A 17,559-nucleotide genomic window follows, 5' to 3' on the forward strand; every position below is an offset into this window, starting at 1 on the left:
GTTGGGCCTTTGGGGGAGAAATCCTCAAACGTCCGCCGGTTGGCAGCATCCGCTGTCATACCCCCGATGAGGCTAAACCGGAAAGGTATAAAGACATGGCTCTTCCTGAGTTCTCCATGCGCCAATTGCTTGAAGCAGGCGTACACTTCGGCCACCAGACGCAGCGTTGGAACCCACGTATGGGTCCGTTCATCTATGGCGCGCGCAACGGCATCCACATCATGGACCTGACACAGACCGTTCCTTTGCTGGAGCAGGCACTGGTTGTGATCCGTGAAACCGTCGCCAAAGGCGGCAGCATCCTTTTTGTCGGCACCAAGCGTCAGGCTTCGCAGCCTGTGGCAGAAGCCGCGGAAAAATGCGCACAGTATTACATGAACCACCGTTGGCTCGGCGGCACACTGACCAACTGGCAGACCGTGTCGAAGTCCATCAACCGTCTGAAAAACATCGACGAACAGTCCGAGCGCGGCTTTGAAGGTCTGACCAAGAAAGAGCGTCTGGGCATGGAACGTGACCAGGGCAAGCTTGAAGCCTCCCTCGGCGGTATCCGCGAAATGGGCGGTCGTCCCGACCTGATCTTCGTCATCGACGTGAAAAAAGAAGCGCTGGCCGTGGCCGAAGCCAACAAACTGGGCATCCCGGTTGTGGCGGTGGTTGACACCAACTGCTCCCCGGATGGCATCGACTACATCATCCCAGGCAACGACGATGCGGCACGCGCCATTGCGCTGTACTGCGATCTGGCAGCCCGCGCAGCCCTGGACGGCATGTCCGCACAACTGGGCGCGGCAGGCGTTGATCTGGGCGCGATGGAAGAAGCACCTGTCGAAGAAGCGCTCAGCGATGGCGTTGAAGTTGGCAATGCGTCCTCCGAGACTGTTTCAAACGACGCGATGTCCAAAGATGCACCGCTGGATATCGAATCCAAACAAGAGACTGTTGAAAAAGCCAACTGATCGGCACGTTTCACAGCGTTGAAATATGGGGCAGGGATCACCTGCCCCAGATCCCATGATTCCAAAGGAGAACCAAAAGATGGCGATTACAGCATCTATGGTGAAAGAACTGCGCGACAGCACCGGCGCAGGCATGATGGACGCCAAGAAGGCGCTGACTGAAAACAACGGCGACATGGAAGCCGCGGTTGATTGGCTGCGCACCAAAGGTCTGGCCAAAGCGGCCAAAAAATCTGGCCGGACGGCGGCCGAAGGTCTGGTGGCTGTTCAGGTCAATGGTGGCCACGGTGTCGCGGTTGAAGTGAACTCCGAAACCGACTTTGTTGGCAAAAACGCAGACTTCCAGAAAATGGTTGGCGGCATTGCAGAGGTTGCACTGAACGCATCTGATCTGGACGCGCTGAAAGCGTCCGACATGGGCGGCAAAACCGTTGAGCAGACCGTGACAGACGCGGTTGCCGTGATTGGCGAAAACATGTCGGTGCGCCGCATGTCCGCAATCGACGGCGACACAGTTGTGTCTTACGTGCACAACGCCGCGGCACCCGGCATGGGCAAAATCGGCGTTCTGGTTGCAATGACCGGCGGTGATGAGGCGTTTGGCAAGCAGGTTGCGATGCACATCGCCGCTGTGAACCCTGCGTCCCTGTCCGAGGCAGATCTGGACGCGGCGGTTGTCGAAAAAGAAAAGCAGGTTCAGATGGACATCGCTCGGGAATCTGGCAAGCCAGAAGCCGTGATCGAGAAAATGATCGTCGGCCGCATGAAAAAGTACATGTCCGAAGTGACACTGCTGAACCAGGCGTTTGTTGTGAACCCTGACCTGACCGTTGGCGACGCCGCCAAAGAGGCCGGCGCAACCATCACCGGTTTTGTTCGTCTCGAAGTGGGCGAAGGCATTGAAGTGGTCAAAGAAGACTTTGCTGCTGAAGTTGCGAAAGCCGCACAGGGCTAAGCCGTTCAATAAACTCAGTATTTGGGGCGGTTCCGGTATCGGAGCCGCCCTTTTTCGTGGCCGGTCCAAATGGTCAAATGGGGCAGGGGACAAAGATAGGCGGACTTTGACCGAGAGGCAAAGCCCGCCTATACGCTCGTCCCAGGTTGCGCTGGGACTGTGAGCGCAAAACCCTGTCAGCCGAAACGAAAAAAGCCCCGACCAAACAGGAACCCGAACAGAGCCTCATAATCAAAAGGGTATATTGGGCAGCGTCCCACGGCCAAGCCGCGTACACGGGACGGGCTTACCTTGCGTCATGACGCCAATCCGCGCCAGTAAGGGATTCCATACCTTTGGGCCGGATCAGACGTCCATCACAAACATCTGGTTGGTGAAGGCCGCCTTCAGAACTGCCTGTGCGGTGGTTTCCACGCCCATGGATTCACGCGCCAGTCGCAGGTGCTTTTCCACGGTTGCCGCCGTTAACCCCATCAAGAGCGCGATATCCTGCGTGGTTTTGCCATCGCCCACCCATTGCAATGCCTCGCGTTGGCGCGGGGTCAGGGCGTGTTTGGCGGTGTTTTGGGGCAGGGTGAGAATCTTGAGATGAGCAACATCGTTCATCACCTTGATATCGTCGCCATGTTCGGCCCAGACCGCATCAATGGCCGCCTGATCAAGGTCGCGCCGCGCGGTCAATGCAATGGCTCCCTTGGACCGCGCAGAAATGGATTTGAAGCTGACGGTATAGCCTGCATGAACACCCATACGGCGGTTGAAATCCAGCACCCGTTCCACTGCGGGGGTCATGCCTTTGGCCTGCGCCATCTCATGCATCACGGTCCAGCTGCAGGCGCCGTCATTGGCCAGCGCCCAATGCACCATAGGGGCATCGTAATAGAGACCGGCGCCCAGAAATTCGTCCGTATAAGACCGGCAGTGATTGGTCAGAATGATAAAGTCTTCGGGGTCACCAAGCGACGTTGACGTCCGGTAACGGGTATATCCATAGATCAGCCGGTCGAAACCGTATTCGGCCATTTTCTGGGTGTGCAGATCCCACAGCGCCTCAAGAGAGGGGCACCGGACCAGACCATCGAGATATTCCTGCAAGCTCATTTTCGTGCAAATACATCCGCAAGGGCATCCAGTGCCAGAGCATAGCCTTTGGCCCCAAATCCGCAGATCTGCCCAATGGCCACCGGCGCGATATACGACCGATGGCGGAAACTTTCTCGGGCGTGAATATTGCTCAGATGCACTTCGACAACCGGCAGTTCGACCGAAGCAATCGCATCCATCAGTGCAATAGAGGTGTGGGTGTAGGCGCCCGCATTCAGGACAATCCCGTCATGGGTGCCCTTGGCGGCATGGATCTGATCGATCATCGCGCCTTCATGGTTGGACTGAAAACAAGCCACATCAAGACCAAGTGCAGCACCGGCATCGACACAGAGCTTTTCAATATCTGCCAAAGTGGTTGCGCCATAAACCTCGGGCTGGCGGGTGCCAAGCAGGTTCAGGTTCGGGCCGTTCAGGATCAAAACAGATGGCATTGCAGAACTCTCATATTCAATACAATCAGTTAACGACCCATATGCCGCGCTGTCCAGCAGCAGCGCAGCATGGATGCGCAACTTACGGAAGAAGTGGTGCATTTCCGCATGTTTGTAACCACTTCAGCGCGGCGAACAAACCATGCGAGCAAACCGAGAGGAGGGGGCAAACCCCCGGTTTTCTTGCATCAAGGACGGCGTCATCTTTTGATCCAGCAATTCTTTGTAAAGTATGTCAACTTGGGAAATTGCGGCTTCTTTCCCCAGGTCTGCGCCACGACCATAAATGGATTGCCCGGTCGCTTCACGCCTTTCAGCATCTCTTTGTTAAAGGTCAGGCAGATTTCCTTTGCGCGTTTCTCAATCCGTTTACGAGAGATTTGCTTGTCGTTTCCTTCGTCAAGGTACTGAACAACAATCGCTACACCGTTCATTTTGGACTTAAGGGTCGTGGCTGGACCACCACCAACCACAGACCTTGTGCGCGTGATCTCTGTCGGCTCTTTCTTGATCACACATCCCGCGCTGCCATCGCTCAGCTTGATCACCGGCGTACCGCGGCACATGGCATCCGCCTGAGAGGCCGCAAGTAGCAAACCAACAACCAAGGCCGAACCTTTGGCGAAATTCTGAAATCTGTTTCGAAGTGTCTTAGGCATATTCCGTATTCCATTTTGGTTAGATCAGGCCTGTGGCTCAATCTCAAATCACTACCTCTAGTGGTGGAATATCGCGCGCACTTCAACCCAAAATAGTTGGCCGGATTCAGAAGGGGATATCCGCACATGACGACGAACCGGCGTTTTCCGGTGTGGTTTTGAACACCAGTTTGCCTTGCAGTTTTGGCATTCTCTATCTCTTATAATCAGTATTATGTAATTATTACATGCGCTCTGGCTCACCTAAACAATCAATCACGCGCCGTAACCCACTGAAATACATAAGTGTGCCGATCCGCTGGACCAACATCCCAAACCAGCAATTGCCTTCGTCCACGTCACAGCCTAGCACTTTACCCTAGATGCGCGACACGGCTACAGGAGCAAACATGTCCGACCTTTACCAATCCCGACTGACACGCCTGCGTCAACGCATGGCTGACACTGGTGTCGACCTCGTGGTTGCCGGACCAAGCAGCCATATGATGTGGCTGACCGGTTTGAACCCGCATGGCGATGAACGTCCCGTAATGTTGATGATCAGCGCAACAGCGGCCGGTTTCCTGATGCCGGGTCTCAACGCCGACAGCGCCCGCCAAAAGACCGATCTGCCGTTCTTTTGCTGGGACGACGCTGACGGCCCTGATCGGGCCTTGGATGAGCTGCTGGGCGCCGTAGATGCCAAGCGTCCCGGTCTGACTGTTGCCTTGGATGAAACCATGCGTACGGATTTCTCCCTGTTGCTGCTTGCCGCGCTGGACCAGCCAAAGCATACCTTCCTGCACCAAACCGTCGGCTATCTGCGTGGTCTCAAGGATGATGCAGAATATCAGGCGCTTAAGGCCTCTGCGCTGCTCAATGATGCGGCTGTGCAGCACGGCTATGGCTGCCTGCGCGAAGGCATGACCGAGATGGAGCTTCAGACCATCATTCGCGATTATTACAAGGCCAACGGCGCAGCGCCGGAGTTCACAATCGTTGGCTTTGGCGCAAATGGCGCGTTTCCCCATCATCACACCGGTCAAACCCGGTTGGAGCGTGATATGGCCATCTTGGTCGACACGGGATGCCGGTATCAAGGATACCCATCAGACATGACCCGTTGCGGTTGGTTTGGCGATCCGGATGCGGAATTTCTTAAGGTTGCTGCAGTGGTTGAAGGCGCGGTTCAGGCCGCCGTTGATGCCGCGCGGCCCGGCATGAAAGCGTCAGATCTGGACAAAGTGGCACGTGATCACATCACTGAGGCCGGATATGGCAAGGAATTTCTGCACCGTTTGGGCCATGGTGTCGGAATAGATGTGCATGAGCCGCCCTATATCACGGCCACGTCTGACACCGTTCTGGAGGTCGGGAATGTCTTTTCCATTGAGCCGGGAATTTACTTAAAGCAACGCTTTGGAATAAGACTGGAAGACATTGTAATTATGCGAGAAAATGGCGCTGAGATTCTCTCAGATTTGCCCCGGGATTTGGTGATTTCAAACGCTTGAACAGATTGAAAAGGGGGCACCCGCCCCCTACCCCAAGGCATATCCAGCGCCGCGCACCGTTCGGATCGGATCGTCGCCGCCATGCTGCGTGAGCGCTTTGCGCAGCCGGGCGATATGAACATCAACCGTGCGCGTATCCACATAGATGTCGCGTCCCCAAACGTGGTCAAGCAGTTGGTCACGGCTGAACACACGCCCCGGTTTTTCAAGCAACGTCACCAAAAGACGGTATTCCGTTGGCCCAAGCTTCAGCTCCTGATCCGCGCGGCTGACACGGTGGCTTTCTGTATCAAGGGCGATGTCCTGATAGGACAAAGGTGCCCCTGAGGCCGCAGGCCGCGAACGGCGCAACTGGTTGCGCACACGGGCCATCAACTCGCGCAGGGAATAAGGTTTGATGATGTAATCATCCGCACCGGTTTCCAGCCCGCGCACGGCGTCCACCTCTTCGGATCGGGCCGAGAGCATGATCACCGGAATATGGCGCGTGTCATCGCGGGTCTTGAGCTGGCGACAGACCTCGATCCCGCTCATCAGTGGCATCATCCAATCCAGGATCACCAGATCAGGCGCAGCCTCGGCCACCAGAAGCATCGCTTCCTCGCCGTTTTGTGCCTGGGTTACAGCAAAGCCCTCAGCTTCAAGATTGTACGCCAGAACCTCGCGCTGTGCTGGTTCATCCTCGACCAGCAAGACCTGCGGTTGTGTCACACTCATTTTCTTAAGCCTTTGATGCCACGGATGTTTTATCCGCCTTTGGCCGTGCATCTGCCGGGGCAACACCGGTGACCAGATAAACCACCTGTTCAGCGATAGAGGTCACATGATCCCCCATACGTTCGACGTTCTTGGCGATGAAATGCAGGTGCATACAGGCGGTGATGTTGCGCGGATCCTCCATCATGAAGGTCAGGAATTCACGGAACAACGCATTGTACATCTGATCGAGATCTTCATCGCGGGCGATAATATCCAGCGCCAATTCGGCGTCCCGCTGGATATAGGCATCCAGCGCATCTTTCAGCATCGCCTCTACCGTGCGGGCCATGCGGCGGATCGAACCGGCGCTGTCATTCACCGGCGGCATCTGCGAGAGAACCCCGGTGCGTTTGGCCATGTTCTTGGCATAGTCGCCAATGCGTTCAAGATTGGCGCTGATCTTGATCACGCTCAGCACCAGCCGCAGATCAATCGCCGCTGGCGCACGCAGCGCAATCAAACGCGCCGCCTGATCATTGATCAGCTCTTCCAGCCCATCAATGGCCCGGTCCCCTGCCCGCACTTTGTCGGCCAGTTCCTCATCGCGTGTTTCAAGTGATTGTGCGCCCAGGCGAATGGCATCTTCCACCAGGCCGCCCATCTTCATGATCTGCGCCTGAATGGATTCAAGGTCACGGTCAAATGCGGATGCAATATGTTGATCTTGCATGATATTATCCAATCCGTCCGGTAATGTAGCTTTCGGTGCGCGGATCTTCCGGCGCAGTGAAAATCTTGTCTGTTTCGCCAAATTCAACAAGGTTGCCGAGGTGGAAGAAAGCGGTTTTCTGACTGACCCGCGCGGCCTGCTGCATCGAGTGGGTGACGATCACCACCGAATAGCTTTGGCGCAGCTCGTCAATCAGTTCCTCAACCTGCGCTGTGGCAATCGGGTCAAGGGCCGAACATGGCTCATCCATCAGCAAAACTTCGGGTTCCGTGGCCACGGCGCGCGCAATGCACAGGCGCTGTTGCTGGCCGCCGGACAGGCCGGTTCCGGGGGCATGCAGGCGGTCTTTCACCTCGTTCCAGATCGCCCCGCGGCGCAGCGCCTTTTCAACGATATCGTCCAGTTCCGCCTTGTTCCGGGCCAGCCCGTGAATGCGGGGTCCGTATGCCACATTGTCGTAGATCGACTTGGGAAATGGGTTCGGCTTTTGGAACACCATCCCGACCTTGGCACGCAGCTGCACCGGGTCAACCTTGCGGTCATATATATCCTCGCCATCAATGCGGATATCGCCTTCGACACGGCACACATCAATGGTGTCGTTCATCCGGTTGATACAGCGCAGAAAAGTCGATTTGCCACAGCCGGACGGGCCGATAAAGGCGGTGACGGTATTGGCCTCGATATCCACGTTCACGTCTTTGATTGCGTGGGTGTCACCGTAGTACACCTGCACATTGCGGGCCGCGATTTTGGCGGGATGCCCCGTTTGGTTCTGCATCGCGTCTTTCTCCGAAATAATAGTGTCTCTCATGGGATCGGACCTCTTTTACCAACGCCGCTCGAACCGGCGGCGCAGCAGCACGGCGATTGCGTTCATTGTGATCAGGAACACCAGCAGGATGATGATACCACCCCAGGCGCGTTCATAGAATGCCGGGTCGGCACGTTTGGCCCATTCATAGATTTGGGCGGGCATGGCGGAGTTTGGATCCATCAGGCCAGAGGTGATGCCATCGGGCGGGTTGGAGGCGATAAAACCGACCATGCCGATCAGCAGCAGTGGCGCTGTTTCGCCAAGCGCCTGCGCCAGCCCGATGATGGTGCCGGTCAGGATGCCCGGCGCGGCCAGTGGCAGCACGTGATGGAACACCGATTGCATCTTGGAGGCCCCGACCCCCAACGCCGCATCCCGGATCGATGGCGGCACCGATTTGAGCGAGGCACGGGTTGAAATGATGATCGTCGGCAAGGTCATCAGCGTCAGCACCAGACCACCCACCAAAGGTGCGGAATTGGGCAGGTGCATGTAGTTGATAAACACCGCCAGACCAAGAATACCAAAGACGATGGATGGCACTGCAGCAAGGTTCGAAATGTTGACCTCGATGATATCCGTGATCCAGTTTTTAGGGGCAAATTCCTCAAGATAGATCGACGCGGCAACGCCGATGGGCAGGGCCAGCGCCAGTACCACCAACATCATGAAAAACGACCCGATCATGGCGACGCCCATGCCCGCCGCTTCGGGCCGCTGGTCAGAGGCATCCGCGCCGGTGATGAAGTCCAGGTTGAAGCGTTTGCGCAGGCTGCCATCGGCGATCAATGCATCCACCAGATCAAGCTGTGCGGCATTGATGCTTTTGTCATTGGCGATAGATGCGCGGGTCACACGGCCCTTGAGATATCCATCGACGCGGCTGTTGGTCAGAAACTCGAACTCAATCGTTTGGCCAATCACATTAATGTCTTGCAGAACATAATCCCGAAGGGTCGCCGCTGCATCCTTGGACAGAAGCGCCGCCATCTCCTTGGATTTCAGCTTGGTCTCGATACCGGCGGCGGCGATCTTGTTCTCAAAGGCCGCCTTCATCAATGGCGCATAACCAAAGGTCGAAACTTTCTTGATGTCATCGATATTGCGATTGCCTTTCTTGTCCAGCTTGGCCTCCAGCAAGGGCACTTCTAGCGTGACGTAGGTTTGTTGAAAGGCGCCTGTCCCGCGCGAGATGATGGTGGTCAGCAAGATCACCAGCATCAGCAGGCCCACGGCAATCGCGGCCAGACCGTACATCTTGAACCGGGCCTCGGCGCGGTTGCGCTTTTGGGTGCGGGCATCCTGCACCAGCAGGGATGCACCCGATGGGGTGATATCGGTCATTCGTACTGCTCCCGGTATTTGCGCACGATATAAAGTGCCAGAACATTCAGCCCCAGCGTCAGAACAAACAGTGTCAGACCCAGCGCAAAGGCGACCAATGTCTCTGGCGAGGCAAAGTCGGTATCACCGGTCAACTGGCTGACGATGCGGGTGGTGATGGTGGTCATGGCCTCCAGCGGATTGACCGAGACGCGGGCAATGGCCCCTGCCCCCAGCACCACGATCATGGTCTCGCCGATAGCGCGGCTGGCGGCCAGCAGCACCGCGCCGACAATCCCCGGCAAGGCGGCGGGCAAGATCACCTGCCGCACGGTTTCCGAATGGGTCGCGCCAAGGCCGAATGACCCGTCACGCAGGCTTTGCGGAACCGCGTTGATGATGTCGTCGGACAGGGAGGACACGAACGGGATCAACATGATGCCCATCACCAAACCCGCGGTCAGGACGGATGTCGCGCCGCTCATCCATTCCACCCCCAATATCCCATCCTCGCCGCGCCCGAACAGCCGCACCAAGGCAGGGCCAACAGTCAGCAAGGCAAAGAGGCCATAAACGATGGTTGGAATCCCCGCGAGGATCTCAAGCAATGGCTTGGCAATCCCGCGCAGTTTCGGACCGGCGTATTCGCTGAGATAGATCGCGGCAAACAGTCCAATCGGCACCGCGACCAGTAGCGCAATGATGGAAATATAAAGCGTGCCCCACAGCAGCGGCAGGATCGACAGATCGCTGTCGCCGCGAAAATTGGGCGCCCATTTGGGGCCAAGGAAAAAGTCTTTCCAGTCATGCAGGCGGAAGAAATTGATCGATTCAAAAAGCATCGACAGAACGATGCCCACCGTGGTCAGAATGGCCAGCGAGGCAGCCACGATCAGCAAGACCATAACGCCGCGCTCCACGATATTGCGGGCGCGGAATTGTGGGTCTGCGGCGCGCAGGGCCAGCGCCAGACCGGCCAGCGCGATCAGCAGAACCGCCGCCGCCATCCAGAACCGCCCCTTCCCGTTCAATTCCCGTGATTTCTGTGCCGCGGCCAGAATAAAGGGTTCGACCTCAGATCCCAGCGCCACGCCGACCTCGCCCAGCGTTCCGCGCAGCGCCGATGGATCATCTGCCATCGCGGCAATGGCTGCCCTGCTCAGCGCACCCTGCGCCAGCGCAATGTCCAGGCCATCGGCCACACGGCGCACATCCGACAGGATCAGGCTTTGTGTGCCGACGCTGTCGATCTTGTCCGCTGGGATCAACGGCAGAACCGCGTTCTGCACCACCGCAGGCTGTGCCAACAGCCAGATCAGCAGAACCCCCAAGGCAGGAACAGCGGCAAACATCGCCGCTGTCATTCCGTAATAATTCGGCAAGGAGTGCAGCACCCTCGCGTCGCCGCCTGCGCGGGCCATGACCCGGCTGCGGGCCATGACGTAGCCCAAAAGCGCAATCGCCAGCACAGCGACAAAAAGCGCCATGCCAAGCGGCACTCCGAGAAACGTTGTGGCAGTTGTGGCCGTCATTGTGCTGGTCCTGCTCTGTCTGCAATTCAGTCAAAAAACCGGAGGCCACAGTGCTGTAGCCTCCGGTCTGGATCATCAGGATCAGGGCTTAGGAGCCGCCGCCCATTACCGCTTCGCCGGATACAGTTTCTTGTGTCTCGGCCAGTTCAGGATCGGAGACCAGACCGTATTCGGCCAATGGACCATCTGGGCCAGCGATCTCGTCCGCGACGAAAAACTCAGCATATTCTTTCAGGCCGGGGATCACGCCGATGTGGGCTTTCTTGACATAGAAGAACAACGGGCGGGAGACTGGATATTCGCCGGTTGCGATGCTTTCGGTCGAAGGCACAACGCCGGACATGGTTGCGACCTGCAGCTTGTCCGTGTTGTTCTCGTAGAAGGCCAGACCAAAGACGCCGATGCCGTCCTTGTTGCTTTCGATGCGGGCCAGGGTTTCGGTGTAGTCACCGTCAATGTCCACAGATTTGCCGTCGGTGCGCAGCGCGATGCAGGCTTTCTCGGCGGCTTTTTTCTTGGCTTTGTCACTGTCGCCGGTGGCGGCGGCCAGGAAGACGTCAAAATCGCCGGTGGCTTCGCAGCCGGCCAGGATCACCTTGTCTTCGAACACTTCGCGGGTGCCGTGCTTGGTGCCGGGCACATAGGCCTGAATAGGCTGCGCGGGGAAGTCGGCGTTCACTTCGTTCCACATGGTGTAGGGGTTGTCGACAACCTTGCCGTCCATCACGATCTTGTCGGACAGGGCTTTGTACCAATCAGTCGGGGTGAATTCGAAACCGTTGCCGTTGATGTCAGAGGCGAACACGATGCCGTCATAGCCGATGCGCACTTCGATGATGTCGGTCACGCCGTTTTCCGCGCAGGCTTTGATCTCTTTTTCTTTGATCTTGCGCGATGCGTTGGCCACGTCGATGGTGTTTTCGCCAACGCCTTCGCAGAAACGTTTGAGACCAGCAGAAGAGCCACCGGATTCTACAACAGGTGTCGGGAAGTCAAAGTTTTCGCCAAAAGCTTCGGCAACGATGGAGGCGTATGGCAGCACGGTGGATGACCCGGCAACCTGCACCTGATCGCGCGCGGCAGCAGCAGTGGCAGAAACGGCAGCAATGGCCAGCGCGGATGTGGTGAGTTTTGTCAGCGACATGATGTCTCCTGTCAGTCAAATCGGTGATCACCCCTATGGTGATCTCAGCGCCCGTCTAGAAGTCCGGTGCTGTGCTTTTGTGACAGTTACATTACAGTTTTATGACAGGGCCGGTTATTCCACAAAGACTTTGGAAATATGGGTCAATTGCCCTCGGAATCCAGCGGCAGGATCACGGTGAAGGTGGACCCCTGCCCAAGTTGTGACGCGATTCTGAGCCGCCCGCGATGGCGGTTGAGGATATGTTTGACAATCGCCAGACCCAGCCCTGTGCCGCCCAGAGCGCGGCTGCGGTGGCTGTCGGCGCGATAGAACCGTTCGGTCAGGCGCGGCAGGTGCAGCGCATCAATGCCCGGTCCCTGATCTTGTACCACCACCCGCACTGCAGGCCCGCGCAGGGCCGGATCGCGCAAATTGGTTTCGGTGCTGATCGAAACCTCTTGGCCTGAGCCGCCATATTTGATCGCGTTCTCAATCAGATTGGTGAAAACCTGCAACAATTGATCCCGGTCCCCCAATATGCGCAGCGGCGCCACCTCGAAATCAGGGCTAAGCGTTACTTCATTGTCCGCCGCCAGCGGATTGAGATTGCGCAGGGTCGTTTGCAACACTTCGATCAGATCCGTTTGCGCGGTCGGGCGCACCCGCTCATCGGCTTCGACCCGGCTCAGCGACAACAGGTCTCCCACCAGGCGGTTCATCCGCCCCGCCTCATCCGCCATGATCCCCAGAAAGCGGTCCCGCGCCTTGGCGTCATCCCGCGCCGGACCGGACAGCGTTTCGATAAACCCCATCAGAGCGGTGAGCGGCGTACGCAATTCGTGGCTGACATTGGCGACAAAATCCCGGCGCATCTGCCCGGCCTGGGCCAGTTGAGTGACATCCTGAAAGCTCAGGATCAGAAACCCGTGGTTTTCCATGTGCCGCAGTGTCACGTCAAAGGTCGTGCTACGCCCTGCGTCACCGGCCAGAAAAGGGGCCATGCGGGGTTTGCGGTCGCTCAGGCATTGCTCGACGGCGTCGACAAGCGCGGGCTGGCGCAGGCCGGTCACAAAGTTGCGCCCCTGAAGCCCCGCCCCCAGAAGATCCTGCGCCGCCGGGTTCATCGCCACGATCCGTTCGTTGCGATCAATCGCCAGCGTCGGCAGCGGCAGAGCCCCGATCAGATCCGGCAGAAGCAGGGCGTCAGGCATGGATCAAAGCGGCTTGAGATCGCGGCGGAACCGCGCCGCGTTTTCCGTGTAGTGTTCGGCGCTCGCGGTCAGCCCTTTGAAGGCCGTCTCGTCCAATTGCCGCACCACTTTGCCCGGTGCGCCCATCACCAGCGACCCATCCGGGATCACCTTGTTTTCCGTGATCAAGGCCCCTGCCCCGATCAGGCAATTCTTGCCGATCTTGGCACCGTTCAGAACGGTTGCGCCCATGCCGATCAGGCTGTTGTCGCCAATGGTGCAGCCGTGCAGCATCACTTTGTGACCGATGGTGCAATTGACCCCGATGGTCAGCGGATAACCCAGATCGGTGTGGAACACACAGTTTTCCTGCACGTTGCTGCCTTGGCCCACATGGATCACCTCGTTGTCACCGCGCAGGGTACAGCCAAACCAGACCGAAGATCCGGGCTCAAGCACCACATTGCCAATCACATTGGCATCTGGCGCAACCCACGCGTCGCCATTCACAGTTGGGCGGATATCGCCAAGGGCATAAAGGGTCATGATGTTTCCTCAAATTCAGATTGCAGCCCCCGCACATGGTCGTTCAGCCAGGGTTGCTGCAACCTGCGCAGGCGCGTGGCCTCGATGATGGTTTTCAATTGCGCCTCGGTCTTGTCCAGATCATCATTGACCAGCACGTAGTCATAGCCGCCCCAATGGCTGATCTCGTCCCAGCTTTTCTCCATCCGGCGGGCAATCACTTCTGGACTGTCGAGATTGCGTTTCTCCAGCCGCGTGCGCAGCTCTGCGATGGAGGGTGGCAGCAAAAAGATCGAAAGCGTGTGCGCCCCAAGCGCGGAATTGGTGATCTGCTGCGCGCCCTGCCAGTCGATATCAAACAACACGTCACGCCCCGCATTGATCGCCTGTTCGACGGGGGCACGCGGGCTGCCGTAGAAATTGCCAAAAACATGGGCGTGCTCCAGCATCTGATCATCTGCCACATGATCCTTGAAGGTCTTTTCAGGCATGAAGTGGTAATCAACGCCATCCTGCTCCCCGTCCCGCATCGGGCGGGTGGTGGCGGAAACGGAGAAGCTCAAGCCCGTGTCCCATCTGCGCAGCCGTGTGGCCAATGTGGATTTGCCAGCACCCGAGGGCGAACTGAGGATGATCAAAAGACCGCGGCGGTCCTGTTTTTGGGCGCTGCTCATGGGTTACTCCACATTTTGAACTTGTTCCCGCATCTGGTCGATCACCGCCTTGAGGGCAAGGCCCACGCGGGTCAATCCCGTGTTCTGGGCCTTGGAACACAGGGTATTTGCCTCGCGGTTGAATTCCTGCATCAGGAAATCCAGCTTGCGTCCGACCGGTCCGCCCTCGGCCAGCAGATCCCGCGCGGCGCTCACATGGGCGCCCAGGCGGTCGATCTCTTCGGTGATGTCGGATTTGACGGCGATCAGGGCCAGTTCCTGCGCCACACGGTCTGCATCAGCGCCATCGGTGTTGTCCATCACTTTGGCCAGATTGCGCCGCAGGGTGTCTTGCATCTCAACGGCGCGGATGGCGGCGGCTTCCGCAGCGTCCCTGGTCAGGGTCTCGACCTCCGCCAGCTGGCCGGCCAGAACCTCGGCCAAAGCGGCCCCTTCGGCAGATCGCATTTCGTTGAAATCATTCAGAACCGCCGAGAAATCTGCCAGCAGCACCTTGCAAAGCGCCGCGCCGTCATCTTCATGGCTGGCCTGTTCCAGCACGCCGCGCATGGTCACGATGTCCGTCGCCTTGGACGGCGCAAGCGAGACATTCGCATCCATCGCACGCGCCTCGATCTGGTGCAGGGCGTTCAGAACGACATGCAGCTGATCTTCGTTGATCACAAGCGTGCCGCCGCCCTCTTCGCGGGTCAGGCGCAGATTGCAGGTGACATTGCCCCGCGCCGCCGCTGCGCCAAGTGTCTTGCGCAGCCCTGCCTCAAGCCCATCCACCCAATCGGGCACGCGCAGGCGCAGATCCAACCCCTTGCCGTTTACCGCACGCAGCTCCCAGCTCCAGCTGAAGGGCGGATGCGCACCGGTGGCCGAGGCAAAACCTGTCATGGATCGGATCATCATTGTTCCCTTCGCTGCCCCATCGCTGCGCCTGCAATATGGCGAAACCGCCGCGCGGGGCAAGCCCCGCCCGCCCGGCCGCGTTAACCAGTGTTTAGAAAATTTCACCAAATGGACTAAAAATGAGGTATTTATAGTTTGGTAAGTTTTGCGGCGTGGGGGCGGTGCAATGGCCATGGCAACACCTGTCACAGATACAGGTGGCCTGTGGTATTTTCGTTGTTGAGGGATGTAGGTCCATGACCGATCTGCCAGAAGAGAATTCGAAAATCGTGTCCATTCTGGACTACCAGCCCGAGATGGGGTTTGCGCCCATTTCCCAGGTCGAAGCCTATTGGGAAGCCCTGCGCGCCGGGCGGCTTTTGCCCAAACGCTCCGAGGTGGACCCGCGCGGGCTTGAAACCAGTCTTGAGAACGCCTTTATTCTTGAACGCATCGCGCCGGGCATCGCACGCCTCCGCATCGCAGGCAGCCATCTGGGGGCCCTGATGGGCATGGAGGTGCGCGGCATGCCCCTGACGGCGCTGCTGACCCCGGACACGCGGTCGGTCCTGTCGGAAAAGATCGAAGAGGTCTGCCAGATGCCGGCGGTCTGCACCCTGCGTCTGGCTGCCGAAGACAGCGCAGGCCGGCCCGCACTTGAGGCACGAATGCTGCTGCTGCCGCTCAAAAGCGATCTGGGAGATATCAGCCGCGTTCTGGGCTGCTGGGTCACACAAGGCGAGATCGGGCTTGCCCCGCGCCGGTTTGAGGTGATCACCCATCAGATGCAACCGCTGTTGACGGGCACGCCGCTGAAGCCCTTGTTGCCGCCACTGGCCCCCGCGCCACGGCCCAAGATGCAACCGCGAGGGACGCCGCCACAAACCGGCCGGTCACGCGGGCATTTGCGGCTGGTCACATCAAACGACTGATTTCAAAAGCCGATCCATCCCAGCGCCACGTAAGCAGCAAAGCCGATGCACATGGTTGCGATCACATGATTGGTCAGCAGCGCGGCAATCAACGCGGCACCGGCCGCCAGCCAAGTGATCAATGGCTGACCGGCCAGTGATGAGGCCACCAAAGACACCACAATCAACCCCGGCAGATCATCCAGAATCCACGCGTATCGCGAGGCCCGGATCGCATCGCCCGCAAACAGGCCAATCACCCGGATTGCAAAGGCTGCCAAGGCCAGCACCGCGATCAATATCCAGTGAGAAGTGGTCATCTTTGCCCCGCCCCTCCTTGCCTGATCACGTAGGAGACGATCAGCCCGGCGATGGCCCCGGCCACAATCGCATAGGCCTTGGGCGCCTCCAGCAGGACCACTGCGCCTGTGACGGCAAAGCTGGTGACCCAAGGCAGCAATTGCGCATGACTGCGCCACAGGCCGCGTGCCATTGCGATAAAGGCAGCGGTGAAGGCAAAGCCGAGGCCGAATTTCTCAAGATCCGGCAGCGCCGCGCCGATCACAGCGCCAAGTGAGGTCGATACCGTCCAGACCGTGATCATCACGAGGCCCGACCCGACCAGAAACCGAAATCCAACGCCCGGATCCTGCGCCCGTTTGGCCATGGTTAACGCCCAGTTCTCGTCGCCAGTGATGTGGATCGCCATAAGACGTATCCGCAAGGGCAAGCCTCTGAGCACCTCGGACAAGGACGCTATGATCCCGATATAGCGCAGGTTCAGCGCCGCCCCCGCGAAAGCTGCCCCCAACACAGCGCCGCCGGTGGCGAATTGTTCAACCGCCACGATCTGCGACGATCCAGCGTGGACAAAGCCGCTCATCAACGCCACGCCCCACCATGGAAATCCGACCTGCGCGGCCAGCAATCCAAAGGCAAAACCATAGACCGCCGCACCCGCCGCCAAGGGCAATATTGCAAAAGCACCGTGTTTCATACGCCCCAAGTTATGTGGCTCCGGTGATCTATGATAGTTGTGTTTTTGTGGTTATGTGATGCGTGACGATCAATATCTGCCATTAGGTGAAAGGAGTCAGTCATGGACAAATCCGACCTCAAGCTGCTGGCCTTGCTGCAAGACAACGCCCGCACAACAGTGCAAGCTATGGCGGATCGCATCGGTGCCTCCACCGCATCTGTTCAGCGTCGCCTCAGAATGCTGCGCGAAGGCGGTGTGATCAAGAAAGAAGTCGCCGTGCTGGACGCACAGAAGCTGGGCTTTGACGTGACCGCCATTGTCTCGGTTGAGCTGGAGCGCGACCGGCTGGACCAGATTGATGCTTTCAAACGCAAGGCGCGGTTAGATGCGCAGGTTCTGAATTTCTATTGCATCGCGGGGGATGCGGATTTTGTGATGGTGGTCGTGGCCAAGGACATGCGCGACTACGAGGCTTTCACCCACAGGTTTTTCTTTTCCGACAAGAACGTGCGCAAGTTCCGCACCTCCATCGTTGTCTCAACGGAAAAGGCGACACTGGCCCTGCCCATTTGA

Annotated in this window: 20 protein-coding genes; 5 read left to right on the plus strand and 15 right to left on the minus strand. The window is 58.2% G+C overall.

Translation table 11 applies throughout. The features are described from left to right. Positions 1 to 95: 95 nt before the first annotated feature. Together rpsB and tsf are read left to right on the plus strand one after the other, a co-directional pair. Positions 96 to 959 carry a 30S ribosomal protein S2 gene (gene rpsB / locus JNX03_RS04605; protein ID WP_203211251.1) on the plus strand — a complete coding sequence of 288 codons (864 nt, stop codon included), beginning with the start codon at positions 96 to 98 and terminating at the stop codon, positions 957 to 959. A gap of 79 nt (positions 960 to 1,038) precedes the next feature. Further along, positions 1,039 to 1,914: a translation elongation factor Ts gene (gene tsf / locus JNX03_RS04610; RefSeq protein WP_203211252.1), complete on the plus strand. Its 876-nt coding sequence runs from the start codon at positions 1,039 to 1,041 to the stop codon at positions 1,912 to 1,914. A gap of 345 nt (positions 1,915 to 2,259) precedes the next feature. Here tsf and JNX03_RS04615 read toward each other — a convergent pair whose 3' ends face one another. From JNX03_RS04615 to JNX03_RS04625, 3 genes are all read right to left on the minus strand, one after another. After that, the gene (locus JNX03_RS04615) at positions 2,260 to 3,015 is read right to left on the minus strand and encodes a LuxR family transcriptional regulator (RefSeq protein ID WP_203211253.1); all 756 of its coding nucleotides are present in this window, start codon (positions 3,013 to 3,015) and stop codon (positions 2,260 to 2,262) included. Next, the gene (gene aroQ, locus JNX03_RS04620) at positions 3,012 to 3,452 is read right to left on the minus strand and encodes a type II 3-dehydroquinate dehydratase (protein WP_203211254.1); all 441 of its coding nucleotides are present in this window, start codon (positions 3,450 to 3,452) and stop codon (positions 3,012 to 3,014) included. The genes JNX03_RS04615 and aroQ overlap by 4 nt, the downstream gene beginning before the upstream one ends. 200 nt (positions 3,453 to 3,652) lie before the next feature. Then, positions 3,653 to 4,111 (minus strand): hypothetical protein, encoded by a 459-nt coding sequence (locus JNX03_RS04625; RefSeq protein ID WP_203211255.1) that lies wholly within the window; start codon positions 4,109 to 4,111, stop codon positions 3,653 to 3,655. A gap of 389 nt (positions 4,112 to 4,500) precedes the next feature. Between JNX03_RS04625 and JNX03_RS04630 the strand changes: the two genes are divergently transcribed. After that, positions 4,501 to 5,604 carry a M24 family metallopeptidase gene (locus JNX03_RS04630; protein ID WP_203211256.1) on the plus strand — a complete coding sequence of 368 codons (1,104 nt, stop codon included), beginning with the start codon at positions 4,501 to 4,503 and terminating at the stop codon, positions 5,602 to 5,604. Positions 5,605 to 5,631: 27 nt separating this feature from the next. Here JNX03_RS04630 and phoB read toward each other — a convergent pair whose 3' ends face one another. The 10 genes from phoB to JNX03_RS04680 all read right to left on the minus strand — a co-directional run bounded on the left by phoB (position 5,632) and on the right by JNX03_RS04680 (position 15,102). Next, positions 5,632 to 6,321: a phosphate regulon transcriptional regulator PhoB gene (gene phoB, locus JNX03_RS04635; protein ID WP_203211257.1), complete on the minus strand. Its 690-nt coding sequence runs from the start codon at positions 6,319 to 6,321 to the stop codon at positions 5,632 to 5,634. A 4-nt stretch (positions 6,322 to 6,325) separates the two neighbouring features. Continuing rightward, a complete protein-coding gene (gene phoU, locus JNX03_RS04640) occupies positions 6,326 to 7,033 on the minus strand; it encodes a phosphate signaling complex protein PhoU (RefSeq protein WP_203211258.1) in 708 nt (235 codons plus the stop codon). 4 nt (positions 7,034 to 7,037) lie between these two features. Continuing rightward, on the minus strand, positions 7,038 to 7,847 hold the full coding sequence (gene pstB, locus JNX03_RS04645; RefSeq protein WP_203211259.1) for a phosphate ABC transporter ATP-binding protein PstB: 810 nt from the start codon (positions 7,845 to 7,847) through the stop codon (positions 7,038 to 7,040). 15 nt (positions 7,848 to 7,862) lie between these two features. After that, the gene (gene pstA, locus JNX03_RS04650) at positions 7,863 to 9,194 is read right to left on the minus strand and encodes a phosphate ABC transporter permease PstA (RefSeq protein ID WP_203211260.1); all 1,332 of its coding nucleotides are present in this window, start codon (positions 9,192 to 9,194) and stop codon (positions 7,863 to 7,865) included. Next, positions 9,191 to 10,705: a phosphate ABC transporter permease subunit PstC gene (gene pstC / locus JNX03_RS04655; protein ID WP_419584925.1), complete on the minus strand. Its 1,515-nt coding sequence runs from the start codon at positions 10,703 to 10,705 to the stop codon at positions 9,191 to 9,193. Before pstC ends, pstA begins: the two co-directional genes overlap by 4 nt. An 88-nt stretch (positions 10,706 to 10,793) precedes the next feature. Continuing rightward, positions 10,794 to 11,849: a substrate-binding domain-containing protein gene (locus tag JNX03_RS04660; RefSeq protein WP_203211261.1), complete on the minus strand. Its 1,056-nt coding sequence runs from the start codon at positions 11,847 to 11,849 to the stop codon at positions 10,794 to 10,796. 143 nt (positions 11,850 to 11,992) lie between these two features. Then, positions 11,993 to 13,042, minus strand: coding sequence for an ATP-binding protein (locus tag JNX03_RS04665; RefSeq protein WP_203211262.1), 1,050 nt, complete (start codon positions 13,040 to 13,042; stop codon positions 11,993 to 11,995). A gap of 3 nt (positions 13,043 to 13,045) precedes the next feature. Further along, entirely contained in the window at positions 13,046 to 13,567 is a 522-nt protein-coding gene (locus JNX03_RS04670; protein ID WP_203211263.1) for a gamma carbonic anhydrase family protein, read from the minus strand. Continuing rightward, positions 13,564 to 14,220 carry a guanylate kinase gene (gene gmk / locus JNX03_RS04675; protein WP_203211264.1) on the minus strand — a complete coding sequence of 219 codons (657 nt, stop codon included), beginning with the start codon at positions 14,218 to 14,220 and terminating at the stop codon, positions 13,564 to 13,566. The genes JNX03_RS04670 and gmk overlap by 4 nt, the downstream gene beginning before the upstream one ends. A gap of 3 nt (positions 14,221 to 14,223) precedes the next feature. Continuing rightward, positions 14,224 to 15,102: a YicC/YloC family endoribonuclease gene (locus JNX03_RS04680; protein WP_244968375.1), complete on the minus strand. Its 879-nt coding sequence runs from the start codon at positions 15,100 to 15,102 to the stop codon at positions 14,224 to 14,226. 251 nt (positions 15,103 to 15,353) lie between these two features. Here JNX03_RS04680 and JNX03_RS04685 point away from each other — a divergent pair, with 251 nt between their 5' ends. Then, positions 15,354 to 16,028, plus strand: coding sequence for a PAS domain-containing protein (locus JNX03_RS04685; protein WP_203211265.1), 675 nt, complete (start codon positions 15,354 to 15,356; stop codon positions 16,026 to 16,028). A 2-nt stretch (positions 16,029 to 16,030) separates the two neighbouring features. On the opposite strand, the gene JNX03_RS04690 is transcribed toward JNX03_RS04685, so the two are convergent. Together JNX03_RS04690 and JNX03_RS04695 are read right to left on the minus strand one after the other, a co-directional pair. Next, on the minus strand, positions 16,031 to 16,327 hold the full coding sequence (locus JNX03_RS04690; protein WP_203211266.1) for an AzlD domain-containing protein: 297 nt from the start codon (positions 16,325 to 16,327) through the stop codon (positions 16,031 to 16,033). Beyond that, positions 16,324 to 17,004 carry an AzlC family ABC transporter permease gene (locus JNX03_RS04695; RefSeq protein WP_203211267.1) on the minus strand — a complete coding sequence of 227 codons (681 nt, stop codon included), beginning with the start codon at positions 17,002 to 17,004 and terminating at the stop codon, positions 16,324 to 16,326. Before JNX03_RS04695 ends, JNX03_RS04690 begins: the two co-directional genes overlap by 4 nt. A gap of 102 nt (positions 17,005 to 17,106) precedes the next feature. Here JNX03_RS04695 and JNX03_RS04700 point away from each other — a divergent pair, with 102 nt between their 5' ends. Further along, positions 17,107 to 17,559, plus strand: coding sequence for an Lrp/AsnC family transcriptional regulator (locus JNX03_RS04700; protein ID WP_203211268.1), 453 nt, complete (start codon positions 17,107 to 17,109; stop codon positions 17,557 to 17,559).

Source organism: Sulfitobacter mediterraneus (assembly GCF_016801775.1).
Lineage (GTDB): Bacteria > Pseudomonadota > Alphaproteobacteria > Rhodobacterales > Rhodobacteraceae > Sulfitobacter > Sulfitobacter mediterraneus_A.